Origin of the sequence: Hydrocarboniphaga sp., assembly GCF_028291725.1 — a bacterium.
Taxonomy (GTDB): domain Bacteria; phylum Pseudomonadota; class Gammaproteobacteria; order Nevskiales; family Nevskiaceae; genus Hydrocarboniphaga.
In genome coordinates this window covers 17,510-42,066 of sequence record NZ_JAQGNT010000097.1, presented here as the reverse complement: position 1 = coordinate 42,066, position 24,557 = coordinate 17,510, and the positions used below count along the sequence as shown (strand labels likewise).

At 61.2% G+C, this 24,557-nt stretch carries 19 protein-coding genes; 9 read left to right on the top strand and 10 right to left on the bottom strand.

Annotated elements, in window-relative coordinates:
• Window positions 1–7 precede the first annotated feature (7 nt).
• Window positions 8–1,699 (top strand): hypothetical protein, encoded by a 1,692-nt coding sequence (locus JWQ90_RS25395; RefSeq protein WP_299697864.1) that lies wholly within the window; start codon window positions 8–10, stop codon window positions 1,697–1,699.
• A gap of 87 nt (window positions 1,700–1,786) precedes the next feature.
• Here the strand turns inward: JWQ90_RS25395 and JWQ90_RS25390 are convergent, their stop codons facing one another.
• Window positions 1,787–3,247, bottom strand: coding sequence for a hypothetical protein (locus JWQ90_RS25390; protein WP_299697863.1), 1,461 nt, complete (start codon window positions 3,245–3,247; stop codon window positions 1,787–1,789).
• Window positions 3,248–3,531: 284 nt separating this feature from the next.
• Between JWQ90_RS25390 and JWQ90_RS25385 the strand changes: the two genes are divergently transcribed.
• Window positions 3,532–3,666 (top strand): hypothetical protein, encoded by a 135-nt coding sequence (locus JWQ90_RS25385; protein ID WP_299697862.1) that lies wholly within the window; start codon window positions 3,532–3,534, stop codon window positions 3,664–3,666.
• Here JWQ90_RS25385 and JWQ90_RS25380 read toward each other — a convergent pair.
• Both JWQ90_RS25380 and JWQ90_RS25375 read right to left on the bottom strand, forming a co-directional pair.
• Window positions 3,654–4,079: a TA system VapC family ribonuclease toxin gene (locus JWQ90_RS25380; RefSeq protein WP_299697891.1), complete on the bottom strand. Its 426-nt coding sequence runs from the start codon at window positions 4,077–4,079 to the stop codon at window positions 3,654–3,656. The genes JWQ90_RS25385 and JWQ90_RS25380 overlap by 13 nt on opposite strands.
• A 5-nt stretch (window positions 4,080–4,084) precedes the next feature.
• Window positions 4,085–4,360, bottom strand: a complete 276-nt coding sequence (locus JWQ90_RS25375; RefSeq protein WP_299697861.1) for a hypothetical protein — start codon at window positions 4,358–4,360, stop codon at window positions 4,085–4,087.
• A 341-nt stretch (window positions 4,361–4,701) separates the two neighbouring features.
• Here JWQ90_RS25375 and JWQ90_RS25370 point away from each other — a divergent pair, with 341 nt between their 5' ends.
• The 5 genes from JWQ90_RS25370 (at window position 4,702) to JWQ90_RS25350 (ending at window position 8,513) form a co-directional block, all read left to right on the top strand.
• Window positions 4,702–5,349, top strand: a complete 648-nt coding sequence (locus tag JWQ90_RS25370) for a hypothetical protein (RefSeq protein WP_299697860.1) — start codon at window positions 4,702–4,704, stop codon at window positions 5,347–5,349.
• A gap of 121 nt (window positions 5,350–5,470) precedes the next feature.
• Window positions 5,471–6,754, top strand: coding sequence for a hypothetical protein (locus JWQ90_RS25365; RefSeq protein ID WP_299697859.1), 1,284 nt, complete (start codon window positions 5,471–5,473; stop codon window positions 6,752–6,754).
• 95 nt (window positions 6,755–6,849) lie between these two features.
• Entirely contained in the window at window positions 6,850–7,098 is a 249-nt protein-coding gene (locus JWQ90_RS25360) for an acyl carrier protein (protein WP_299697858.1), read from the top strand.
• Window positions 7,099–7,167: 69 nt separating this feature from the next.
• Window positions 7,168–8,070, top strand: a complete 903-nt coding sequence (locus JWQ90_RS25355) for a class I SAM-dependent methyltransferase (protein ID WP_299697857.1) — start codon at window positions 7,168–7,170, stop codon at window positions 8,068–8,070.
• Entirely contained in the window at window positions 8,067–8,513 is a 447-nt protein-coding gene (locus JWQ90_RS25350) for a VOC family protein (RefSeq protein ID WP_299697856.1), read from the top strand. The genes JWQ90_RS25355 and JWQ90_RS25350 overlap by 4 nt, the downstream gene beginning before the upstream one ends.
• Window positions 8,514–8,611: 98 nt before the next feature.
• On the opposite strand, the gene JWQ90_RS25345 is transcribed toward JWQ90_RS25350, so the two are convergent.
• Both JWQ90_RS25345 and JWQ90_RS25340 read right to left on the bottom strand, forming a co-directional pair.
• Window positions 8,612–10,522, bottom strand: a complete 1,911-nt coding sequence (locus JWQ90_RS25345; protein ID WP_299697855.1) for an HAD family hydrolase — start codon at window positions 10,520–10,522, stop codon at window positions 8,612–8,614.
• A gap of 148 nt (window positions 10,523–10,670) precedes the next feature.
• Window positions 10,671–11,777 (bottom strand): hypothetical protein, encoded by a 1,107-nt coding sequence (locus JWQ90_RS25340; protein WP_299697854.1) that lies wholly within the window; start codon window positions 11,775–11,777, stop codon window positions 10,671–10,673.
• A 168-nt stretch (window positions 11,778–11,945) separates the two neighbouring features.
• On the opposite strand from JWQ90_RS25340, the gene JWQ90_RS25335 reads away from it, so the two are divergent.
• Entirely contained in the window at window positions 11,946–12,911 is a 966-nt protein-coding gene (locus JWQ90_RS25335; RefSeq protein WP_299697853.1) for a sulfotransferase, read from the top strand.
• Here JWQ90_RS25335 and JWQ90_RS25330 read toward each other — a convergent pair.
• The 5 genes from JWQ90_RS25330 to JWQ90_RS25310 all read right to left on the bottom strand — a co-directional run bounded on the left by JWQ90_RS25330 (window position 12,908) and on the right by JWQ90_RS25310 (window position 23,362).
• A complete protein-coding gene (locus tag JWQ90_RS25330; protein ID WP_299697852.1) occupies window positions 12,908–14,449 on the bottom strand; it encodes a tetratricopeptide repeat protein in 1,542 nt (513 codons plus the stop codon). The genes JWQ90_RS25335 and JWQ90_RS25330 overlap by 4 nt on opposite strands.
• Window positions 14,450–14,471: 22 nt before the next feature.
• Window positions 14,472–15,419, bottom strand: coding sequence for a methyltransferase domain-containing protein (locus JWQ90_RS25325; protein WP_299697851.1), 948 nt, complete (start codon window positions 15,417–15,419; stop codon window positions 14,472–14,474).
• Between the two features lie 67 nt (window positions 15,420–15,486).
• Window positions 15,487–18,777: a glycosyltransferase family 4 protein gene (locus JWQ90_RS25320; RefSeq protein ID WP_299697850.1), complete on the bottom strand. Its 3,291-nt coding sequence runs from the start codon at window positions 18,775–18,777 to the stop codon at window positions 15,487–15,489.
• A 216-nt stretch (window positions 18,778–18,993) separates the two neighbouring features.
• On the bottom strand, window positions 18,994–20,097 hold the full coding sequence (locus JWQ90_RS25315; RefSeq protein ID WP_299697849.1) for a glycosyltransferase: 1,104 nt from the start codon (window positions 20,095–20,097) through the stop codon (window positions 18,994–18,996).
• A gap of 1 nt (window position 20,098) precedes the next feature.
• Window positions 20,099–23,362, bottom strand: a complete 3,264-nt coding sequence (locus JWQ90_RS25310) for a glycosyltransferase family 2 protein (protein WP_299697848.1) — start codon at window positions 23,360–23,362, stop codon at window positions 20,099–20,101.
• 293 nt (window positions 23,363–23,655) lie between these two features.
• Here JWQ90_RS25310 and rfbA point away from each other — a divergent pair, with 293 nt between their 5' ends.
• Entirely contained in the window at window positions 23,656–24,552 is an 897-nt protein-coding gene (gene rfbA, locus JWQ90_RS25305) for a glucose-1-phosphate thymidylyltransferase RfbA (protein WP_366919594.1), read from the top strand.
• Window positions 24,553–24,557: the final 5 nt, after the last annotated feature.

Genomic DNA, 24,557 nt, shown 5'->3' with positions numbered 1-24,557 from the left:
TCGTTCCATGACTGACGAATTGCGCCGGAAGGAGCAAAAACGCAGACGCCGCGCCATGCGTGAGGCGCGAGCCCTGAACGGTGCGGCCGACCCAAGCGAGGTGCGAGATTCCGCCACCGGTACAGCCGACAGTGTCGGTCCGCCTGTCGCAGAGCTTGCCCGGGTCCAGGCGACGGCGGCGGCACCGACTCAGAGTCCGGTCTTCGCAGAGAAGCGAGCTGCGAGCACTGACGCGGCGGATCCTGTCGTGCTGACGATCGCTTATGGGCAATCAAACGCCGAGGCGGGCGGTTTGCGCAGGCATCTGCGGCGTCAAGCGGTGGAGATTGGGGGCGGAGCGAAGGAGCGCCGTCAAACAAGACGCAATGCCGGCTCACCCGACACGCAAAAGCAGGTGTTGGACGACCAGGTGTTGATCGATACCATCGCCGACCGGGACGACGCCGCGACGGGCAAACTCGGGCTGGGACGGGCTCTGATGGTGGGACGATCGGACGTCGTGGATGAGTGCCGCGCGTTGATGCTCAACACGGGATTGCTCGGTGTGCAGGGCCGGGAGCTCGATGGCGCTACTCTGACCGATTTCGTGCCGGCGCAAGAGAATGCCGACGTGGGCGAGTCGGGAGGCTGCGCTTACCTGCGGCACTCACTGATCGCCGCTGACCCGATCGGAGATTCGAGCGCTGCGCATCTATATCGTAGCTCCGGCCAAGCCGGCCAACTGCTCTGCAATATTGCCGAGGGGACGCAGGCGTTCCGCAATTTTCTAACAACGGTCGATCGGTCAATCGCCATCTGCAAGCGCTACGGCAAGCGGTTGTACCTGCCACATTTTCTGTGGGATCACGGAGAGGAGGATCGCAAGCGCGGCACCGATCCGATGCTGTACAGGGCGCAGATGATCGAGCTGCGTAATCGACTGGATGTGCTGATACGTGAACGTACCCAGCAAGCTGAGCCGGTGTGGATGCTTGCCACGATCCTGGTCGCGCCCGCCGTCAAGCGTAAGGCCAAGAGCAACGCACAGATCCCGCTTGCGCAAGTCGCTGCGTTGTCCGAGCCGGGTATCGCCCCGGTTTGTTCACCCTATTGGTTCCATGGCGACTACGGCTTTTTCGAAGGCCAGGCAGTGCATTGGGCGCCGTTGGCAAAAGCGCTTCTTCGGGAATTCGGTGCCAGAGCCGCACGTATCGTGCGTGAGGCGATGTTGCATGATCCCGCCGCGAAACTCGGCGACCCAATCCGGCGCCGGATGTACGACCCGGAGATAAGCGGCGGCGGTGGCGGCTGGTCGCTCCGAGAGCTACCTTTCGAAACCTGCCCACGCACCGACGAGCGTTCGGTCAAGCGGGTGGGCGACGAAGTTTCAGGAACGGTGGTGTTTGCGGAGCGTGGCCTGCAGATCGTTGTTGATGAACGCGGCGCGGCCCGGAATTTCGGCTTTGAATGGAGCGGCACCGGCGAGATTGTTTCGGTGGAAGTGGAAACCAGGGGGCAGCTGTCGCGCTGGAAGCTCAGGCTCTCCGCCGGATCACCTGGACGACTGACTTATGCGGTAGAGCCGCAGAAAGTCGTTGCGGCAAAAAACTGTCCCCAAACCTGGGGTAATGTTTTCGACGCATGCGCGGAGCCATCCCTCGCCGTCCCTGGCCTGACTTTGAGACAGGGCCTGCTGCCATTTTCGGTAGACGTTGACTGAAAATCTGCGTCCGTCGCGCATCACCGCAGTCGGCTTGGTCCGGGTAGATTCTTTGGCCGTTCCTGCCGACACTTCAGTGCCACGGTACTAGCTTCGTTGGGTGGCGAGGTAGTTCAGGAACTCTTCCAGATTAGTATAGCCGTCGCCGTTGCGGTCCTCCAGGTTCCGATCGGAAGGGTTTTTCGGGCTGAGATGGTGCGCGGTCTCCCAGGCGTCATCCATGCCGTCCTGATCAGCGTCGGGATACGCGGTTCCCGAGGCCAGGTTTGGATAGCCGCCCGCATCTTCAGGCACGGTCGATTTGCGGCCTCGTCCTTGGCGAACATCATCGACGACGCGCATATCGACGGCGTCTCTCTTCGGAATGGTTCTTCCGACCGAACGCAGAATTTTCTCCCCGAGTCCCTGGGTATTCTCGACACTAAGCTCGAAGGTTTTGTTGTTGACTGGGGACCTCGCCAATACCTGAGCCCTCTCTTCGGCGGGCATTATTCTCAGGAGGCCCTCTCCATCGGTCACTGTGTCGGCAGGTCGTCCAGAATCGTCGACATTCCCGTGAACATAGACGCGGAAGTCTCTTATCGCAGCGGCGGTTTTGGCCCTCTTCTGGCCCACCACAATTCTTCCGTCAAGCGGGCTGGGACTATTGATGCCCGGACCTGCCTTGTAGAGATTGTTCACGATATTGACGAACGAAGGACCATAAAACTTGTGGTTCCCGACGCTGGATCCTGAGGTCACGGCGGTAGCCAGAGAGGCCCAATTGAACGTGTAGTTGTTGACAAAATCGACGGTCTCGCCGCTGAGAATGCTGGGGCACTTGACGTGGCACTGCGAGAAAAGGTTGTGGTGGAGCGAGATATTGGTAACGCCGCCGCCGCCACCGCCGACAACCAGGGGGCCACCTAGCGGATGGGCTCCCTGAAAAAGGGGCTCGGTGAGAATCGACCACTGGATCGTGATGTTTTTTGTGTCCAGGGGGTCTTTTAAATCAATCACGCCGACGACGTCGTCCAGCGACCAGCTAAACGATGAGTGATCGACGATGACATTCTGTGCGTCCCTGATATCAAGGGATCGTCTCTTGCTCGGAACGGTAGCGCCCCCGCTTTTTCCTATGCGAGAACAAAACTGCCGGATGATGACGTCGTGTGTGTTGACCACCACTTTGTCGCCTCGAATGCAGACACCACCCCCGGGAGCGGTCTGACCCGCAATGGTCAGGAACGGGCTTTTGATCTCAATGGGAGACTCGAGCGCGATATATCCACTGACGCGGAACACGATCGTGCGCGGCCCCGCGCTTGTTGCCGCTGCCCGAAAAGAGCCCGATCCGCTGTCGTCCAGATTGGTGACGAACAAAACCGCACCACCGCGACCGCCTTTTGCATAGGCGCCATATCCTTCGGCACCGGGAAAAGATTTCTGCGTACCTTGCGGAGCGGGTGCGATGGCCGTGTAGGGCTCCGGCCCGGTTCTTTTTGCGGCGTGCGCAATTTGCGCAGAGCCTAGGAAGCCAATACAGACGAGATGTGCCCACGCTTTCATGAAGCATTCTCCTTGCCGCTCGATATTCCGGGTCGCGATGATTTCGCTCGCGCGGTCCGGGCATTTCTGCATTCCTTGTGGGCTTGCGCCCGGCGCCAACTGCCGAGCCGGTCGGAATTCAAGCTACGCTGACAGCTTGGTAGGTGGCAAGTCGCTTCTGAGCATGGTTTGGTTTGCCCGGTGTTGTGTTCGCCCGAAGAATTAACAGGAAAAGACAATGCCGAATGATCCCATCGTCGAAGAAACGCGCAAGAACGGGCAGGTATTTACCGCCCGTTACAACCATGACCTTGCAGCCGCTGCAATTGCTGGATCAGCTTGTCCCGGGTACCAGCCTGCGCGGTATCCGGCCCAAGGCCACCATCGAAGACGCACAGTCCCTGTGGCCGCCCGGTCAAGGCACGCATTACAGCACCTGAAGGTAGCGTTCGCGTTCCGTAGTGGTTGCGAATAGCTGTGCGATTCCCGAATCGAAAGTGATCAGCTTGACGCTGTTGCGCACGGCCAAGGTCAGCAACCAGGCATCCGTGATCTGACGGTGCCCGAGCAAGCCGCCCGTGCAGCAGCCCAGAACTTGCTCGAAACCAAAGTCCAGAGGCAGCAAGCGGTGCTGAGCGTGCGCGGTATTGCGCAGCAATAGTTCGGCGATTTCACCGACATTGATACTGAGCCCCGAAAAGCTCGGCTGCGAAATAATCCGAACGAATGCGCCCTGGGTCAAGGCACACGTCGCCCAGCCCTGGCGCGCATGCCGCTTGAACCAGTCGAGCGCCCGCCGGTGATGCTCATGCGCCGGCCAGCCAAGCGCGATGAGCATGTTGGCGTCCAGCAACGAACTCAAAAGGATGCATCCAACATTTCTTTGACCTCAAGGGCGGTTACTTTCGGGGCATCCGCCGGCAAATCGAATATCCATGCGCCGGCCTCCTTACGGATCGGCAAGCGCTCGGCGCTGCCGCGACGAATCAGTTCCGAAACCGCTTGCCCGAGCTTCAGTGCGCGGGCCCTGGCATACGTCTGGGCCGTGGCGAAGGCATCGTCTTCAAGCGTGATCGTCGTTCTTGCCATGTGATGCGCCATTTCGATTTTGATGCAATTTATGGCAAACTGCATCAGCGGTCAAGGGCGATTCTTCAATCCCTGTCTGACGCTTGGCTCGTCAATGGAGTTACGGTTACGGTGACACTGTACGGTTACGCGGGTGGTTACGGTGACACTGGGGTGGTTACGGTGACACTGTATGAAATCAGAACAACCGCGGCCAGGTGTCCTAGGTCTACGACGCCCCGGAGTCGCATCATCAAGGAGTTGCGTCCACGAAACTGCGAAGGGAGTTGCTCTTGCCTGGAGACCGCTACTCGTTATAGTGATGTTGATCTAGACCGTTGTCAGGGGGCGTGAAGATGCAGAAGTTGGACGAGGTAGTGGCGCGGTGCGTGGCGTCGGCGTATGCGATGAATATTTCGCTGGAGCAGCTGGCTCCACCTGAATTTTTGAGCGCCGAAAGGACGGCAGTCAAAGGCTTCAAGCACAAGTACATGAAGTTCGAGATCCCGTTTCAGCGGAAGGCGGCCGAGGTGGGGCTGCTGTCGCTGGATACCAGCGAGCCGCTCAACGTGCTGGACCTCGGTGCCGGTGGAGGCCACTTCTGCAGAATTCTGAACGAGCTGGGCCACAGCGCAACCGCGCTGACGCAGGCGCAGCCACCCATGTTCGTCAAGCTTTGCGATCTGCTGGGTGTAGACGTGATCGCCGCCAAGCTCGGTGCCAAATCACCTATACCGATCACCAAGCGCTATCAGCTGGTGACAGCCAGCCGAATCACGTTCAATCGCACTGCCAATCGCGTGTGGTCGAAGGCGGAGTGGACGGCTTTTCTGGACCATCTTGAGCAGGATATCTTGGTGCCCGGTGGGGGCTTGTTCCTCAGCTTCAACATCATCGGCAAGCAGATCGACGAAGCGGAAGAGCCCAGTGCGACGGCGCACCGTGAAATCGATGTGATCATGAAGGAGCGCGGGCTACGTGCGCTGACGTTCGGCATCTACGTCAGCAAAAACTGGCCGATCGATCTGAGCTACCTGCCCAGAGTGGATCGCTGATGGGCTTGAGCATGTGCTCCGCTCCCGCTGATTGCCGAAACATCCAGCTCCGCTCAAGGCGGAACAAGTGAGCCCCGCGCACGATAGCGAGGCACGTACCTCGAAGAACAGGCGCCGCAATATGCGCCTGTTCGAAAAGAGTGCTCATCCGGCGGCGGCGGCATTTCAGGAGCTTGGGCAGCTCCTGAACCGCGAGCAGTTTGCCGAGGCGAAGGATCTTGCAGGGCTGTTGATCCGACGTTTCGAGGCTGATGGCACCGTCATTCAGCACGTCGTCGACTATTTCGGTCAGGCCGGTCAAGACGAACAGCTGGTTCAAGCGCTGTCGGCGGAAAGAGCCTTGGTCCTGAGTAGTGTCTCTCTCACCGCCCAGCTCATGAGGCTCAGCGGACTGGCCCGGTGGCGCACCGAGTTTGCGCCAGAACTGGATGAGCGCTTGCAGGGTCGGCAGAGTACGGTGCACTTCTCGAATGCCGAGTATCTGAAGTTTTATCGCGACCTGCATCCGGAGCTGCGTTTCAGCCTGCTGAGGATGAAGTACGGGGCATGGCCAGAATGTCAAACCGCCGTCGATCTGTTTCGCATTGCGGAGCAACGCAATGAGGCCTGCCGTGTGGATGCCCGAACGATGGATTTTCTGTTCGAGCGGAATCGACATCAGCACCTCGGGAAAGACGAGTGGCAGAAACAGCTGCGAACAGCGCAGTTGATCGACCATTTCATCAGTGACCAAAGCGATCTCGCTGTGTTATCGACCCTGCAGGAAATGGAATCGGGACAAAGTGAGCTTTCCCGTCTGGTGCTTGAGGATCTACTCTCGCTCATGGATCATGACGAATCCCGCCGGATCTTCGACGAGGTGCTGGCGCTCGCGCCCGCACTGTTGTGCAGCTTTCATGGCTCTTTCCTGCGGCTGATGCAGGGGGCTTACAAGACGCTGATGGTCGATCAATACACGGTGGCCAAGAACAAGAGGTCGATGAAGTCAGAAGGTGGCGGCGGCATCATCGATACGGCATCCAATCGTCAGACCGTCGCCTTCGTCGCAATCAAGGCGCTGCTGCAGAAAAAGACGGTACTCATCGTAGCGGATGGCCCCAACAGTGCCGATATCGACGTGTCGGTACTGGGCGCCCCGAACAAGATTTCGGCAGGTCCAGCGTTTATTGCGTACGAGTCACGGTGCAAGACCATCTGGTACACCGTAGTCCGCAGCGAAACCGGCTTTCGTCCTGTTTTTGAGCTAGGCCCGATCAAGGAGCCCGGTGAGCCCGACAAGCAGTTCACCGCACGCTGGAAGGCGTTCTACGAGGGGCGGCTGGAGGCTCATTTCACCGGCCATCCAAGTGGTATAGTGCTTCGGCATCCATGGTCGGATGTCTGGAAGCTTGCGGCTATGGCCTGAGCTTGCCCATGCGGCGCAATTGCGGGAACCTCAGGGTTCTCCCGAAACATCCCCAAAATATCATTTATCACTCGAACCTGGAAAGTATACGGACAATGAACAGCTCAGTGTTGGTGCCTCAAGACGTGCAGAGCGTTCTGGAAGACGTGGTCGACCATCCGATCGCCGACTTCTCGGCCACGACCAACGCTACTGTCGTAGAAGGTTGGGATAGCCTGAATAACGTGAGATTCCTGCTGCGTCTGGAGCAGGAATTCAATGTCAGTTTCCCGGTCGACAGGATCGGCAAACTGAAAAACATCGGCGATCTGGTCGATTTGATCAACGAGTTGCGGACCAAATAGCCTGAGCGCTAGGCGGCGTCACCGCGGCCGTTTCCGAGCTGGCAGAATGACATCGGGTGCACAGTATCTATGAATACAGAAAAGGGTCTGACGGCCTTGGTGGCTGCAGTTTCCGAAAGACGGCCGCCTCATGCGCAGTTCATCCAGGACGCTTTCCGCTTTCTGGAGCCCGGCGAGCGGGCGGAGGCCGACGCATACATCAGCCACATTGCTGCTGACCGCTCGCTCGAATTTCTTGCCGAGTCCTACGAGACGATTCTGGACGATACGGTCAAGGCGCAGTTTTTCTTCATGCGAGAGGGCCGCTATCAGTTCTCCCGGTTCGAAGAAGTCGCGGATTCGGTCTATTTCAACAACGAGTACATGCAGCGGTACATGGTGGGTCTCGCGGTCACGAATTATCTTTGGCCCAACCATGTCCAGATCCACCGCTTTTTCACTGAGACTTTCCCATACGACAAGCAAGGCTCCTATCTGGAAGTCGGGCCGGGCCATGGGCTGTTTCTGCTGCAGGCCATGAGAAAAAGTCGGCTGAGCGAGTTCGTCGGGCTGGACATCAGCGCAGCGAGCCTGGCGCTCACGGACGAGGCCGTTCGCGCCATTCTGCCGCAAGCCCGCGACCGCCTTCGGCTGATTCAGGCCGACTTCCTGGCTGAGAGCGCGGACGACAGCAAGCATGACGTAGTGGTGATGGGCGAGGTTCTGGAACACGTTGAGCAGCCGAAAGCGTTTCTGACCCGTCTTCGATCGCGAGCCGCTGATGGCGCACATGTATTCGTGACCACCTGCATCAATGCGCCCGCGATCGACCATATCACGCTGTTTTCCAATGAAGCAGAAGTGGAAAAACTGATCACCCAGTCTGGGTTTTCGATCCAGCGCCAATTGGCTGTGCCCTATTTCGGCAAGACCTTGCAGCAAAGTGTGGCGGCGCGTCTGCCGATCAATGTGGCCTATGTGCTGACGCCGTGAATCCGTCGCGTTACGGTTTGGTGTTCCACCACTTTGGACTTGCTGCTCGGGATGAGCGACCGGCGCGGGTGTTTCTGCAGGGGCTAGGCTACGAAGTCGGCGAGCTCATCGTGGATCCCGAGCAGAACGTGCGGCTCGCCATGTGCCGGGGCAGTGGCCTGCCCAGCCTGGAGCTGATCGTGCCGGCCGACGACGGCCTGGGGCCGCTCAGTTCGGTACTGCGCAGGCAGGACGCCTGCATCTATCACTCCTGCTTCACGACGCACGACGCCGACGCGTCCCTGGCCGCCATGGCAGCAGACTCGCTGAAGCACATGACGGTCAGCCCCCCAAAGCCAGCGGTGCTGTTCGGCGGGCGGGCTGTCTCGTTTCACCTGGTGGGCGGGTTTGGGCTTATTGAACTGATTCACTTGCCGGCTCCGGTCCCGGCAAATCGTTCGTAGGCCAGGCTCGTAGGGCGGGTCATGACCCGCCGTTTTGATTTTGTGTACCGGTGGAGCGAAAGCGGCGGGTCATGACCCGCCCTACGAGGGCTTGATGCTTACTGCCCGCGCGGCAAACTCAGTTCGAACGGCAGTTGCTTTGTCTGGTATCCACTGTTTTCGAGCCACCAGATTTCTTCCGTTTCAGTGGAGGCGGGATCTTTCTGGAAGCCGAGACGCTGGTAGTGCAGCGCCACGATCTGATTGCGGGAGGTCGGGCGGAACACCCCCTTTAGCCGCGTGATTCCGCTGGCAAGGGCCTGCTCGACCATATGCTGTAGCACCTGTTCTTCGACTCGCCGATTGAGCACGCGGCAACTCATCAGCCAGGTATCGATCTCCCAGTCACGTTCCAGCCGGCGGCATATCACCACGGAGATCATGCCGTTGTCGCCGAATGAATCGACCAGCCTGATCTGAAGCGTGAATGTATCGGGGTCGAGCTCCACTGTCTCGACGTCCACATCCGAATAGCGGCGCGTCGTCAGATTGAACTGGTTGGACTTGTTGATCAGCTGGGCGATGCGCGAGCGGCCTGCCTTGTCGAACGGGGTGAGCGTCATCCGCATGCCTAAGGACGCGAGATACGAGTTGAGGTCCCCCACGGTCTCCATCTGCAGGCTGCGCTTGGCGTTGTCGCGGTACATCCGAGCCCGTTGCTGATCTTCGGTTCCGAAAGAAACCGTCTCGAAGTAACCGGCGCTCATGACGATCGACACATAGTCGCCTGCGTTGGAACCGACTTCCGGGACTGAAACCGAGGGAAGGCGGCGCCGCACGATATCGCGCTCTAGCGGGTTGTCGTCCAGGAACACGAACGAATCGAGTCCCAGTTCCAGCAGCTTGGAAATGTGCAGGATGTTGCTGGCCTTGTCCTCCCAATTCGCAGAGAACACGGCGAAGTCATCCAGCTTGAGTAGCATTTCGCTGTGATGCTCGAAAGGCTTTCTGGCGACGTCGTCCGAATTCTTGGAGGCAACGGCGAGCACGACGCCACAGGCCCTCAGGCGCTTGGCCATGCGCTGTATATCGAGATGGGCCTCTCCAGCTGCAGACCCCTGGCCCACCACGATCCCCTCGACGCCGTCATCGCCGATGACGCCGCCCCATAGCGTATTGTCGAGATCGAGGACGAGCACGCGCTTGGACTTTCCGCGAGCAGCTGCAAGCGTCGCCGCAATCCGGTGGCCATAGTACGGAACCACATTCTGCGAGCACGGCAGTTTGGCCAGGTACCACATGGAATGGTTGTTCCACCGCGAAACGCCGATGATCGAGGCAATCTGCGCCACGTCGAAAAGATGGTTGCCGGTCCCCGCCAGGATTTCGCACAGGCGCCGATTGAAAGTATCGACTTGCCAGCTTGCCGTCCCCGCCAGGCCACGGTCAAAGCTGGAGTTCCAGCACTCCGCCTGCGGCACCAGGTTTTGAACGACACAGGGCGAACGGGTTCGTGAACGGATTCCGTCGACGATTCCTCGGACGAAAGCCAGTTTATCTTCGACATCCTGCTCGGCTTGATCAGGGCAGCCTAGAGAATCGAGACGGAATCCGAGCTGCCGATAGTCCAGGGCGAGGAAGGTGAAATCGACACCGGCATTACGTTCATCGTCGAAGAAATTGCCGAACGCCAGATCGGCAAGTTGATTGAACTCGGTGGCGACGATATCGATCAGCAGGCCGAATCGGAGACCCGCCAGTATCAACTCGTCGGCCAGGAACTCCGCCGTAGTCTGCGAGGCAAGGCATACCCGAATACAGGCAAACCCGCTCTCGTTTGTGGTCGCGCCCTTTCGGCCTGCGAGTGTGCGGCAGAGCTTGCGTGTATCGCTGGCGGTCAAGCGACATTGCGCCAGCATCGCCAGGGTTTCCAGGGGGGCAGATTGCAGCGCAGACGCATCGGCCAGCAGCGACCTAGCCTCATCAGACTTTTCCGTGAGCCAGGGAAGTCCGAGAATATCCAGAGTCATGTTCACCCCGTCCTGACTATTTCTATTTTAGGCTGACACCATTCATCCGCGTGCCGTTCTGAGCAAACGGTATCGGAATCGCTTTTACTTGCCTGGTACGAAATCTCTTCGGTCTCATCTGGCAGTTGCTGCATCGCCTCGGCGCGCATCAGGCCGGATTTCCTCGCAGCTTGGCTTGCATTTTTCGCTGCTTCTTTTTGAATCGTAGCGCCTGGTCGTTGTTCACCGCCGTCACGCTTGGCGGCGCGACTTTCAGCTCCGCCGCCGATTGGATCATCGTTGGCAACAACTCGATCAGTCTCTGCAGCAGAGCGTTTGCTTGGAAACCAGCAGGCTCGGCGTCGTCGCCTGAAGGCAGCGGATCCTGGAACAAGGCCGAGTCCTCGCCGCCCAGGAACTCTTTCGCGACTTTCTGGTTGTCCGCGTCGAATCGTTGCATGAAGGCGACGACTTCAGCCGAATCCAGGTAACGCAGCGGCGCAAACAAGGCTCGTGGCGGGCTGTGCTTGATGATGTTCCGCCGAACCCGTTCAGCGACCTCCTTGTCCGGCAGGCTGCGGTTGATGATCCGCAGCAATTCGGTTGTCACCATGTCGGGCGCGGTGTTTACCGAGCGATTGTCGAAGGAAAGGTCGCCGACGGCGGAGGCACCGATTGTTTCCAGAAAATCGTTGCAGATGTCGCTGCCGATCCGGGATTTTTCATAGATGCGGACGATGACCGAAACCGGCAGGCCGCAATCGCGCCACGAAGCGAGCACGTCATGGAACAAAAAGCCGGCTTTGCCGCTGTCAACGGCGCTGTCCACCCACTCCTGGAACGTCAGTGGGGTACCGGTCTTCACCGCCTGCACATAGAGCGACTGCGCCAGCAGATCCTGCCGACGCAGATAGACGATGACGTTGAGGTCCCAGTCGCTGAATGGCGCCAGCAGTCGATTCACATTGGTGGTGGAAAGCGCACCCCAGAAATATTCCGTCGAGATCACCAGCGTATGCGGCGACTGCTGGGCGACTTCCTCCTTGATTCGGTTGATCGCGGTTGCCAGTACTTCATCCCGGGCTGCGGTGCCCAACCGCTTGACGCGTAGCGGATGGATTGCCGCGCCAATCAGATGATGTGCCGACTTCAGCATGCCACCTTCTGGGTACAACACGCCCTGTTTGGCCAGCGTCTCGCGGTTGCGCAGCATGAAGTGCTGTATGGCCGACGTCCCGGTCTTCGGTGCACCAATATGGACGAACAGTTTCTTCATATGCCTTCGCGGGTTGGCGGAGACGCGGCGCGCATCGCGTATAGCCGGCTGCCGCCGACTTTGTGTTCGATTCTAAGCGAATACGAGTTCACTGGATGCCGCCCGTACTATCGTGAGGATTGCCCCGGGGTGAAAGCTATACTTCCTGTAGAGGGCGCAGCGTCGAGAATGGTGGCTGCCGATCCGTCGAATGCGGTGACTATGATGAACATCATTTTCGTGCTGGGGATGGGGCGCAGCGGTACATCTGCGATGACGCGCGTGCTGTCGCTATGTGGTGCCGCGCTGCCTGAGCGGATACTGCGCCCCAGCAAGGCTAATCCGATGGGGTACTTCGAGCCCGAAGTGTCGCTGAAGCGCAATGATGCCTTTCTGCGCAGCATCGGCTCGGCCTATCACGATCCCAGCCTGCGCGTGGTCGAGGAGGCGACCCAGCCGAGTCGTCGGCGCCAGATGTTCGAGGCGCACATCCGGGCCTTCCTGGGGGAGTTGCCGAAAGCCGATATTGCGGTGATCAAGGACCCGCGGATATCTGGTCTGTCCGAAATCTGGTTCGATGTCGCCACGCATCTCGGTCACAGGATCAGTATCGTTCAGATCTTCCGCCACCCGGATGAAGTTGCCGCTTCGCTGGCTCAGCGCTATGCCCTGTCCGGCGAGTATTCGCAGGCCTTGTGGCTCAAGTACAACCTACTGCCGGAACGTGCAAGTCGGCATCAGCCACGAGTTTTCGTGTCATACAACCAGTTGCTGGGTGACTGGGAGCAGGTGATCCGGCGCTGCGAAGCTCAGCTCGGCGTCGCGATGAAGATCGACGACGCGGCGCGCGCGGCTGTTGCCGATTTCCTGCGCAGCGAGTTGCGTCATCAAGTGTCGTCGGCGATGTCGTCACCAGCCGACGGCAGCCCCGCACGCTGGCTACGGCGGACCTATTCCGGGTTACAGGCAGCGTCGTTGACCGGGACCCTCGACGTCGATGGGTTCGATCGGATCTATGAAGAATATTCGACGGCGGAGCGTTGGTTCCGCGCGCCGTTGCTGGAGTACCAGCACCGTTTCCCGCAGCTGCAGCCAGACGTCGCGGCAGCATCGGCGGTCGAGATTTCGCCGCCGACGAAGCCCGAACCGGATTAGGAAAGCGCCGATGGCGCGCTGCGCCGCGAAACTGGATGCCGGGCGCGCAGGTCGGGAATCTGGGCTGGCCAGATCTTCCAGTCCAGGCCGCCTAACTCGGTGACTAGAGCATTGAAGCGCTCGCGATTGCGCGTCTGGCGCTGCTCGTAGCGTTTGGCTGGGCCGCGTGAACCGCCGTTGGCCAGCAGCGTGCGGATTTCGGCCGCGAGTTGCGGGCTGGGCAGGTCGAACTGCAATACCGGGGCTAGTTGTTTTTCAGCCGCCTCGGGCCGGCCCAACGCTATCCAGCAATGTACGGCCAGCGCGCGCGCGCGCGGATTGCGGCGGTCATAGCGGAACACGAGTTTCAATGTGTCCAGTGTCGCCTGCCACTGCTGCATCCCGGCGCTGGCCATCGCCTGTGCCAGCAGGAGCGCGCCGGATCGTCTGACGCGGGTCGTGTGCTGGTCGCAATAGAGCAAGACACCGGCGGCTTCCCCGCATTTCGTCGCGGCTTCCAATTTCAGGGCGAGAAAAACGGGCGAATCAGGGCTGCCGTTTGACGCAGCCGTTGCCTCACTGAGAGCCAGTGGCCAGTTGTTTTCGGCTCGTGCGAGTAGCGCGCGGAAATAGCTGACCTGATAGGGATGCTTCTCCAGTGGCTCGAGTACGCTCAGCCAGTTGCGCGCAAATATGGGTAGTTCCAGCTCGCAAGCCGCCGCCATCCCCCGACGCAGGATGTCGCGGCGCAGTACGGGGTCGTTCATGCGGCCGCTGTTGCTCATCACCAGCGCCGCGAGCATCGCTGTATAGGTCGAGGCCGCCGCGTGACGGCGTTGCTCCAGGGCTTCGGAGAACCCATGCCAAAATAGTGACGAACCGGCGCGCAGACTGCGGTACTGGCGACTGAATCTATTCTTGTCGAAGTTGCCCGACAACAGCGCATCGGTCACCTGGGTCAGAATGCCCAACTCCTCAAGTGCGCGTGCCGTGTTGTGACCTGCAAACGGTATCGCGATCCTCTCCAGCGGCCGCAGCTGTTCGATCAGATCGATGTGCCGGGTATCGGGCTCGTAGTGGGGATCGAAGACTGCTTTGATCTCCGCGTCGTGATCGACACATGCCGCCATGTCGTCGTAATCGAAGCTGAGCTTGGCGGCGTAGTTGCGCCAGCGCTTTTCGAACGGGACCCGCTTTCCGTCGATCGAGAATTGTGGTGAGAACAGGATCAGCCGCTTCGGTTTGAGTCGACCCGACACCATCAGTGCCGCGTAGGCGCCCATGCTGGATCCGTACAGCGTCAGGCCGCGATTCTGGATCAGGCCGAGACGTTCCACTTCGTCTATGGCCTGGCGCAGCTCCGCCGTTTGCCACCAGTGATTGTCTTTGCTGATGAAATGGACCGCGGAGATTTGCCGTTTGATCAGATAATTTTCGCCGAAGCCCTTGGCGACCGGTGGAGCTGCCGCGCGGCCGGTGAAGGTGATCACCAGCTGATCGAGCGAGCGGTCGAACAGGCGGCCGACGACACGAAGGTCTTTGCCCTCGAAGATATTCATCAAAGCGAGTTTGCACCCATGTTCAGAACAACTCGCGCTTGACGGCGCGGCAAACGATTTGCTTGGTGGTCAGATCGCTGTCGGAGTACGCGGACAGCTTGGCGCGCAGAGCCGGAGTCAGCCGCTCTTTGACGCTGCTGCGCTCCGGTATTTCGATCCACTGCGAGACTTCGAAATAGGCGTTGGTGATTTTGCGCAGTTCGGTCAGCGTCAGCCGGTTGAAAGCGCCGAGTCGGTGCCCCTCAGGCGCCGGAAAATCGATATGGCCCCAGTCCACCATCGTCGCCTGTCCGGTGTCTGAGGGGTCGTACTTGGACGGAGTGCGCGGGTGAGTCAGATGTCCGCTCCAGCTATAGAAGTTCTCGTGCATGAACCAGATTTCGCCGTTTGGGCGCAGCGACCGGTGAATTTGCGAGAACAGGGTCTGGACCGACGGCGTGGTGTGCGTGACGGCCTGCATCAGGGCCAGATCGAACGCTTCGCGGAATACGATTTCCTCGGTCTGCATGTAGCTCAGGCCGGGAATCAGGCGCATCACATCGACCATCGAAAAGCCGGTATCGACGTTTTTCTTCTCGAGATGACTGCGGAATTTCTTGCGCGTCGGCGTCAGCTGCTTGTCGATCCCCGTGTAGCTGGTCGTGCCCAGCGCACGAAACACCGGGCCGTACAGCGTCGATCCGCAGTCGATATGCAAAAGATCACGGCGTACTGACAGGTTCCTGATCTCGGCCGGCCAGCTTTCGTAGCCGAGATCCACGGCGGTCTGCATCACTTTCATCATCGACTGAAGATGGCGATCCTTGGGCGCGCCATTGTTGAGCACATAGTTGAACAGCAGCGATTCGGCGGTGGCGGCCTTCCTGACTTCGACCGCCTGCGCGACGATGGCTCCGAGCGTCGCGGTGAGTGCTGCTGCATCAGCGGGTTTTGTTGCGGGCGCGGTTGCATCGGCAGTTTCAATCGTCATGCTGTCATCCTGTGTAGGGTTGAGGTGCATTGCAGCTCGTCAAGGTTTTTTAGTACCACTCACGACACTAGCTTTGCAGCATGTCGGCGATGATGGCCTTGTAGGCCATCAGCATTTCGTTGTAGCCGGTCAGCATCCAGAACGAGCGCGCCGCCGCCGCCGACATGCGCTCGCGGACTTCGGGCTCGTCGACCAGACGCGTCAGCGCGGCTTTCCAGGCCGGCATGTCGCCGAACTCGTACAGCAATCCGGTTTCACCGTCACGGATCTGCTCCTTGACGCCGAACACCGGCGTCGACAGCGCCGGCAGCCCGAAATAGAGACCTTCCACGATGCTGCGCGGATAAGCTTCCGATGACGAATTCATCAGAAATATGTCGGCGGCGCGATAGAACAGTGTGACCCGGTCCGTCGCCTCGATGGTGCTGACCTGCGCCCGTACGTCGTCCGGCAGCGCCTGGAAACTGCGTTTGAAGTCGCTGAGCTGGGAATTCTCGACCGCGCCGAGAAACACCAGCTGAACCTTGTCGCGGAATTCCGCCGGCAGCTCGGCGAACGCTTCCATGATTTCGCGCTGCCCCTTGCGCGTGTTGATCGTGCCCACGCACAAGGCAATGACCTTGTCCGCCGGCAATCCGAGCTGTTCCCGCGCCTGCAGCTTGTCGAGGGCCGCATCTTCGGCGAAGCGTGCTGGCGAGATGCCGTTATGAATCACGTGAACGCGCCCGCCGAAAGGCTGGTCGGCCCAGATGTCGTGACTGGACCGGGCGACAAACACCACGTGCTCCGCGGCGCACAAGCCGGTTATCGCCGCACGTTTTGCGTCGCCGCTGAAATGTGAGAAGCGTTCGTCGGCGCTATAGGATTCGCGCACGATCACCGTCGCCGGGATGCCGAGGCGACGCGCGATGCTCGCAAACGGTGCCGACTTGACGGTGTTGCAAATCACCGCCTCGATCTCGTTGGTCTTCAGGAAGCTGGTGAATGCCGCGGTCAGGTTGGCGTATTGCGTATTCAATACTTTGACTGTATGCCGGGCATGCAGATCGAAGACTTCGACTGGTATCCCGGCGCTGCGGTACTGCGCCAGCAAGGGGCCATTGGCGGCGGAAAAAACGAAGGGCGTGATATCGCTGCCGGCGAGCCCGGTAACCAGTTCGAGCAGACTCCAGGGCGCGCCTTCGCCGACCGCCAGGTTGTGCGACACGAACGCGATCCGGCGCGGCCGCACGGAGAATACGGCGCGCGGATAGGTGTAGTCGTTGAACACATCGGTGTAGATGGTCGCGATCGCTTTCTCGCCGTACTGGCTGTTGAGATGGCGCTGTACGCGACGGACAAACAGATCGCGGAACTCGCTGGAAGCGAGCTTGGCGATCGATCGGTCCAGATCGCGTTCGGACTTGATCACTGCGAAATCGTGCCCGGTCTCGGCCAGGATATCGGCACACGACGGTGACTGGTGTACCAGCGTCGGTACGCCGTGCATCATTGCGGCGACGAAGCGGTTGGGGCTCTTGGCCTGCTCGGCCTGGTCGTGCGCGAGCACGCAGACCCCGACCCTGGAGAAAGCGTCGGTCATCGCCTCGATCGACCAGTCGACGCAGTGCTCCAGATATTCTGGATATTTTTTGAAGAAACTCTTGCGCGAAACAATCAGCGGCTGGTAGCCGTGAATGCTGCACAGCCGGTCGATCATCCACTTGCTGCTTTCGAAATTGCCGCGATCCGGGTTGCCGAACCACAGTACGAGCTTGTTGTCGGCCGACGCGCAGGGTAGCGGTGTGGTGCCGTAGTCGACCGGCTCAACGACATGCTTGACCGGTTTGAGCGGCAACCGCGATGCGATGTCGGCTTTCAGTTCGCGCGACGGCGTGAGCAGCAGGTCGGCGCGCTCAGCCAATTCGTGGAACCGCGCCAGCGAATCGACCGGCGGATCCAGATGCTTGAACAGCCGCGGATTCTCATAGTACTTGTCGCAGACATCGTAGATCACGAACTGCTGCGTATTGGCGTTGAGCTGCTTCATGATCTCGTCGCTGCAGGACTGGATCACGATGACGATATCGGCCGCCGGATCGTAGCCGAGCCCGACTTCGACCTGCCCGGCCCGGCTCAGGAACTCAGACGGATACTTGGCACGCAGACGCGACGAGCCAAAATTGGCGGCCGGCTCCCAGAAAGGTACGAACGAGATTTTCTTGCGCGCTGTCGTCGCCGGCGTCCGGGTGCTGCGTGCACCGCCGATCACATTGGCGTAATCGCGGGCAACGAGCGACAGATCATGATGCCGTTCCGCGAAACTACGGCCATCGCCGCCGATCCGCCGCCTCAGCCTGGGATCGCGCTGCAGCGTTGCCAGCGCTTCTGCGAACATCAGTTCGTTACGCTCGCGGATCAGCGCGTGCTTGCCGTCGACCAGGAACTCGCCGTGGTAGCCGGCGTGAACCGTGGTCACCACTGGAATCCCCAGCGCAAGCGCCTCCATGATGACGTTGGACGTGCCTTCGCGGCCCGGAGCCACCGGGCAGACCAGTACATCGATCTTGGAATAGAAATCCGGGATCATCCGCTCGTGCGGAATCTGCTCCTTGCCTCTGGACGTCTGCACGACCGGTGCGCCCAGTCGCGCGGCCGCTGCCAGCGCGATGTCGAGCCCCTTGATCTCGGCTTCGGCCGAGGATTTCAGGCTTGCGGCGAAACCCACTGTGAAGGTCCGTCCCTCGTTCGCGGTCAGCTTCGACGGATGCCATTCTTTCAGATCGAGCGCATTGGGGATCAGGTGCACATTGCGGTGTGCTTTCAGCGCACGCTGATAGAGTTCGCCATTGAGAGCGATGATCGCATCGAATTTCTGGAACGCTTCGCGCATCGCCTCGACGTTGTCGCCGTAAAGCCGATCCAGCGGTCGCGGGCCGCCGATGCGCAGTATCGATTTTTTCGCCGGAGCCGGATAACGATCGGCGACAATCGCGTCGAAGTAGATCGCGACATCGGTGCGCTCGGTTGCCGATATCATGTGGCGGTAGGACATCAGGCGGGCGGACAGGCGCTTGGCGTTGTTGCCATAAGCCCAGCCGATATTGTCGGGCGGCCCGATTACCCAGTTGACGGTTTTCTTGTTCGCGGCGGCCTGCAGTGACGTGGTCGTGGCCGGCGGTTGCGCGGCTGGCCCCTGTTCCAGACGGGCCAGCGCCTGGATGACGGCCGTGGTCAATCTTTCGGTCTGCCGGGTAGACAGCTCGACCGAGCGCCGCAGCGCCTCGATGGCGCGCAACAGGGCGTCGGGAGCTGAGCCTGGGCTGGCGTCGGACTCCTTTGTCCGTACCGCCGGTTTCAAGTACTGCGAATCAGCCATACCCACCCCATCCCCACACTGTGGAAAATGCCTGGTCGAGCCGAGCGGCACCGTACGCCCGGACGGCCACCTTGACCAGCATCAGTTGAATTGCGTCGAAACAAGAAGGCCCCGTGTGCGGATACTAACGGTTCCGGACAGCGCAACAACTCCGACCGAAGCATAAAGCACGCCCTTCGTGCTGCCCGCTATTTAATTTGCATTTATTGTGGATACTTATTGTGTGATCGAATCGAAAAGCGTCAACTCGCTCAGAACCGTCCTGGTAATTGTGAAACGTGCCGCTGTGGTCAATGCGGCGATCTTCATCTGGCCCTGTTGGGCAGGCGATAGCCCGACGAAGTGGCCAACCGCTTCCAGGATCTGCTGGTCCGACCGGGTATCGACCGCGTAGCCGTTGACCCGGTCCACCGCGTATTCGCCGCTGCCGCCGAGGCTGGGCACCACCGGAATGCAGGCGCAGGCCATGCTCTCCATGCCGGTGCGCCCAAAAGCCTGGTAGTCGGATAGATCGAGAAACAGGCTGGCATTGCGCATCACTTCGGGCACTTGGGTGCGCAGCAGGCTGCCATGATTACGGATCAGCGGCGAAAGCTTAATGCCCATCTCTTGCAGTTTGGTGTCGCTGCTGCCAAACACCTGCAGGCCGACCTGGTCGCCATAGCGCTGTGCCAGAGCCTCCATGATCCTCAGGGTACGTAGCGGCGCGCGACGCGGCGTCTGTGGCCTCAGCATCGCCAATACGCTAAGACCGCCACGGTCGCCCGAAAGTCCGCCCGAAAGTCCGCCCGAAAGTCCGGGATAGTAGATGTCGTGGTCCAGGCTGGGTTCAACCTTGGCGACGCGGACGCCGTGGTTCTCGTAGACGATGTTGCACAGCCAGCGGGTCTTCGCGAATAGCGTGCAGCCCGGCAGCCGGGTGTACGACTGGCGCGCCTCATCCCATTCCGGTGAACCGGGCGGGTAGAACAAGGGCTCGTAGTCCTGGATGTAGTAAGCGATGCGCGGGCGGGCAGCGCGATCGACAAGCTCCAGCGCGTCGGCAATATGCCGCACCGAGCCATTCGTGGTCGCGCAGACCAGGTCGCAATCGGCAATCAGCGACGCCAGTGCTGCGGCGTCCGCGTAAATCGGAATCGGTACGCCCTGGGTGCCGAGCTCCGGATAATTGACGACGAAACGCGTGTGGTATTCCGCCGGAACCGCGATCGACACCGGCACGCCGAAGCGGCGCAGTCCGATCGATTCCTGCACTACGGAATGGGCGCCGCCGCCGCCGCCGGCGGCTGGCAATACGAATACCAGTTTCGGTGTGAGCATCTCAGGCGCGCTCGGGGTGAGCCGGCATCGGCAGGCCAGATAAGCGTTCGACCAGCGCGGAACGCAGCTCGACCAGCGCGGGCAGGTCCATCAGCTTCTGTTGCTCTCGCTTCAGATCGACGTCCGGGTGCTTCCGCATCAGCTGTTCCTGCCCTTGCTTGGAGAGCAGGTCGCGGCGCTCGTTGCCGAAGCTCGCCGACTTCACATGGTAGACGTAGACGTGGTCGGCGATCGCCAACTGATAGCCCGCCTTGACTGCTCGCAGGCACAGGTCGTTTTCCTCGCCATAACCAACAGGAAACGCGATCTCGTCGAGATAGCCGAGGCGCTCGAGCGCGTCGCGCTCGATCATCGTGCAGAAGCCATTGAGCAGTGGCACGCGCGGGAAGGCGCGAGCCGATTCGCGTCTGACCAGCGCGGCGACATCGTCCGCGGACCAGCCGTCGGGCAGCGCATTGATCTTGAACTTGCCGCGGCTGTCGAACAGCTCGGGCACGGATTGCCAGGAGGCGGCGTTGGACAGCGCGCCGACGAGTTTGATGGCCGGATCGGACAGGGCACACTCGACCAGGCCTTCCAGCCAGCCGGGCGTCGCCAGCGTGTCGCTGTTGAGCAGCAGCACCCACTGCGCCGCGCTCTGGGCCAGACCAATATTCGAGGTTCGCGTGTAGCCGAGATTGGCGTCGTTGCGGATCACCTTGACCCAGGGTCGGCCGCGCGCATAACGCAGCAATTGCTGTTCGGTTTCTGCGTCGGAGGCGTCGTCGACCAGTGTCAACAGGTGAGGCACGCCGGTATTGCGCTCGATCGAACGCAGGCAGTTCAGCACGTCCTGCGGCGCGTTGTAGACCGGAATCACGATCTCGACGGACGGGAAATTCAGGTGCGGCAGTGACCAGCGCACGCCGCTGGCAGCTGCACCGGTTTCGACATCGCCGGTTTCGGCGGCGCCGGCGGCCAGCGTGATCGGCTCGCCGCGGCCCCATGCCGCCAGGCCCTTGATCAGGTCGAGCTGATTGATGATGTTGGGGTCCTCAAGGCCGATATAGCCGGCTTCGCGGCTGTCGCTGATCTTTTCTCGGCCATGGCCAGCCTCGCGGACCGCGGCGACGCTACTTTGTTGCGTGCCGAGGAATACGTCGGCCAGCACGCAGTCGATCTCGCCGGCGAACTCGAACGCCAGCAACACCGTGCCCTGGTCGGCGGTCGCGAGATCGAAGCGGGTCGATAACGCCGACCAGTCGATGTTCAGACGCGGCAGCTTGAACTGGTGGTAGCGGCCGGCCTGGCTCGGGATCACGCGTCGCGCAATCGTGCACAGAATCTCGTCGTGGCTCGCGACCGGAACGCCGGGCGAGCCTGGCCGCCGGCTGCGCTGGATCAGGGCGATACGTTCGATGGGAGCTGCTGCTGCGGTGTCCCGATGCGGCTTGCGCGCGGCGTAGAACCGCAGGATTTCCGGGGCCCCCATGCGCAGGCTCAGCGGATCGAGCGGGGTTTCCATCCGGATTACGGATCGCGATTCGCCGAGCATGCCGAGCCCGTACAGTTCGCGAGGCGGCTGATTGCGGCTGCCATCCTGCAGCGCAATTTTCTCCAGCACGATGGTCAGCGCTGCCGGCGTCGAATCGCTGCGCAGGAACCAGCGGTCTGCCGTTTCCAGACGCCGCCCGGGGTTTTCGAATTCGAGGCCGTGGCTCCAGTCGCGAAAGCTGCCGTTGGTGACTGCGTTCGGGTCGGGCCGGACACCGTCGGCCACGTCGTCCGGCACCGGCGACATGGCCGGCTTCCATTCGAAACCCTCGAGGCCGAGTCCGGCCGCGGCGAAGTGGACGACGCCGACATCGTCCAGGACGTCGATCTTCAATCGTGCCTTCAATAGTGCCGAGCGCGAGGTGGCGGCCCTCGCCGGCAGTGACAGCCGGGTGGCCTGGTGGCTCCATCGGGGCAGTAGCTGCAGCGGCGCGCGAACCTCGGCGCGGGAGCCGTCGATGTCTTCGATCTCGAGCACCAGCTCGGCCCGAGCCGGTTTGTCGGCGCGCGCCACCAGCACGAAATCCAGCGGCTGGGCCGATGGCAGTGAGTCGATGCCTAGCGTTTGCGACAACAGCGTGACCGGTGCCGGTGCTGCCGCAAGCTCGTCGCCGGGCTGGGCCAGATCGAGTCGCAGCGCGAGCGGTCCGAACCAGGGCAGCTCGGCGTCGGCCAGATCGAGCAGGCAATGCTCGGGCAGACAGCGCAGCAGCCGGGTTTGCGTAAGCTGCCAGGACGCGGGGCACTTGCCCTGCCATTGCTGGAACAAGGCGTTGGCCAGCAGGTTCTTCGGGGCCTCCTGCACCGTGTGACGAGGCCGGCCGAGCTGATAGCCGAGATCGCGCAAGCGTGCCTCGAAGCTCAGCGCTGCTGCGGCCTCCTGCTGCTGCGCCGATAAGGGCACACGAAACTGCCGCAGCACGATGCCGTGACGACCTGGCGCGGACGTCCAGGTCACGTCATCGACCGGCGCCGAATCCAGCAGCAGGTCGATCGCCGTATCCACCGGCAGGAACGGCGGCATAGGGATCGTGCCCACCAGGGCGCCGTCGAGCAGCCGCAGGTTTTCGAGCGCAATGGCGCGGTGTACCGCGGCGCTGGCAGGGAATGCCACCGTGGTACCGGCGATACGGCACTCCAGCGTGGCTGACAGCAAATCGGGTCGCCCTAGTTTGGCCAGGTCGAAACCGAATCCGCAGCCGTCTGCCAACTCGTTGATCGGTGCGGCGCCCGAGGCCGTGGCCTGGGCGATGCGGACCCCGTCGAGCATCAGGTCGATGATCAACGGAGCGGGATCGGCGCCGAGGCTGCGGCAGTAGCCGCGCAGCACCGCGCCTTCCTCGACGCCGGTGACCGCGCCGTCGTAGCCCGCTCTCCATTCGGGGTTGAGCAGCACGGTGTCCCATGAGCCGACCAGCAGGTGGCCGGTGTCCTTGATCCGGGCACTGATCGCGTGATGGCGACCGTCGAAGGCGGCCTCGGGCAGGGCGACAACGAAGCCGTGGAAGCCGTTGCCGATCAGCGCCTGCTTGAGGTCGGCGCGTGGCCGGTCCGCCAGGGTTTCGACGACCGCGACGCCGTCGACCAGCAACTCGACGATGACCGGCCGCTCGGGCGCCTGGAAATCGATCGCCCAGCCGTCGGCCACGAAGTCACGCAGGGCGTCGAGGTGCCCGCGATACCGGACCGGTGGCGGCTTGCGACGGAGAATGCGATTCAGCCACGACGACAAAGCCGATCCCCTCCGCCTGTCATGCTTCATGTATTAGCCTTGATTGTGGCCTGCACACCCGTGTTCGGGCAACGAAGCCGGGGAGCCGGTCTGGCCGACCGGCTATAATCCGCGACGGCTTGCCTGCGCAGACGCCGAGCTTCCGCCGAGACTGTTTGACGTCTCCGCAAGTGTCCCGGTTACACCACGCGATGGCATGGGCCATCTTTTTGAATCCCAGGCTGCCTGCCGACGAAGATTCTCGGTGACGCGGCTTAGGCAGACGCAGCTGAACCGATAATGAGGAACGGAAGGTGCTGACAAACCAAGGGGCAGGTTCGCCGGCCCGGCGTGGAATCCTGCTGGCGGGCGGCACCGGCACGCGGCTGCACCCGATGACCATCGCCACCAGCAAGCAGCTGCTGCCGGTCTATGACAAGCCGATGATCTACTACCCGCTATGCGTGCTGCTGCTGGCCGGCATTCGCGACATTTTGGTGATCTGCACGCCCCGCGACCGGCCACTGTTCGAAACCCTGCTCGGCAATGGCAAGCAGTTCGGCGTCAACATCGAATACGCGATCCAGCGCAAGCCCAAGGGCATCGGCCAGGCCTTCCGGATCGCCGAGGATTTCATTCAGGGCGGGCCGTCAGCGCTGGTGCTGGGCGACAATCTGTTCTTCGGTCATGGATTGCCGGACCTGCTGGCCACCGCCTGCGAGCGCCAGCATGGCGCCTCGGTTTTCGCCTACCGCGTGCGCGACCCCGAGCGTTATGGCGTCGTCGAGTTCGGCGAAGGCGGCCGCGCGATCAGCCTGGAGGAAAAACCCAAGCAGCCGCGTTCGGATTTCGCCGTCACCGGCCTGTATTTCTACGATGCCCAGGTCGTCGAGATTGCCAAGAACCTGAAGCCATCCAAGCGCGGCGAACTCGAAATCACCGACATCAACCAGGTGTATCTGGAGCGCGAGCAGCTGTTCGTCGAGCACATGGGCCGTGGCTTTGCCTGGCTGGATACCGGCACGCCGGAGGCCCTGCTGGACGCGTCCAACTTTATCCAGGTGGTGCAGGAGCGCCAGGGACAGCAGATCTGCTGTCCCGAAGAAGTGGCTTTCAACATGGGCTACATCAGCCGTGACGATCTGCTGGAGACCGCGCACCAGCTCGGCAAGACGCGCTACGGGCGCTACCTGCGCGAAATCGCCGGCTAGCGGCC

What these genes read in the sequence shown, in the direction of transcription:
- JWQ90_RS25395 (WP_299697864.1), top strand. Translation starts at nt 8, where the DNA reads ATGACTGACGAATTGCGCCGGAAGGAGCAAAAACGCAGACGCCGCGCC.
- JWQ90_RS25390 (WP_299697863.1), bottom strand. Translation starts at nt 3,247, where the DNA reads ATGAAAGCGTGGGCACATCTCGTCTGTATTGGCTTCCTAGGCTCTGCG.
- JWQ90_RS25385 (WP_299697862.1), top strand. Translation starts at nt 3,532, where the DNA reads ATGACCTTGCAGCCGCTGCAATTGCTGGATCAGCTTGTCCCGGGTACC.
- JWQ90_RS25375 (WP_299697861.1), bottom strand. Translation starts at nt 4,360, where the DNA reads ATGCAGTTTGCCATAAATTGCATCAAAATCGAAATGGCGCATCACATG.
- JWQ90_RS25370 (WP_299697860.1), top strand. Translation starts at nt 4,702, where the DNA reads ATGAATATTTCGCTGGAGCAGCTGGCTCCACCTGAATTTTTGAGCGCC.
- JWQ90_RS25365 (WP_299697859.1), top strand. Translation starts at nt 5,471, where the DNA reads ATGCGCCTGTTCGAAAAGAGTGCTCATCCGGCGGCGGCGGCATTTCAG.
- JWQ90_RS25360 (WP_299697858.1), top strand. Translation starts at nt 6,850, where the DNA reads ATGAACAGCTCAGTGTTGGTGCCTCAAGACGTGCAGAGCGTTCTGGAA.
- JWQ90_RS25355 (WP_299697857.1), top strand. Translation starts at nt 7,168, where the DNA reads ATGAATACAGAAAAGGGTCTGACGGCCTTGGTGGCTGCAGTTTCCGAA.
- JWQ90_RS25345 (WP_299697855.1), bottom strand. Translation starts at nt 10,522, where the DNA reads ATGACTCTGGATATTCTCGGACTTCCCTGGCTCACGGAAAAGTCTGAT.
- JWQ90_RS25340 (WP_299697854.1), bottom strand. Translation starts at nt 11,777, where the DNA reads ATGAAGAAACTGTTCGTCCATATTGGTGCACCGAAGACCGGGACGTCG.
- JWQ90_RS25335 (WP_299697853.1), top strand. Translation starts at nt 11,946, where the DNA reads ATGGTGGCTGCCGATCCGTCGAATGCGGTGACTATGATGAACATCATT.
- JWQ90_RS25330 (WP_299697852.1), bottom strand. Translation starts at nt 14,449, where the DNA reads ATGAATATCTTCGAGGGCAAAGACCTTCGTGTCGTCGGCCGCCTGTTC.
- JWQ90_RS25325 (WP_299697851.1), bottom strand. Translation starts at nt 15,419, where the DNA reads ATGACGATTGAAACTGCCGATGCAACCGCGCCCGCAACAAAACCCGCT.
- JWQ90_RS25320 (WP_299697850.1), bottom strand. Translation starts at nt 18,777, where the DNA reads ATGGCTGATTCGCAGTACTTGAAACCGGCGGTACGGACAAAGGAGTCC.
- JWQ90_RS25315 (WP_299697849.1), bottom strand. Translation starts at nt 20,097, where the DNA reads ATGCTCACACCGAAACTGGTATTCGTATTGCCAGCCGCCGGCGGCGGC.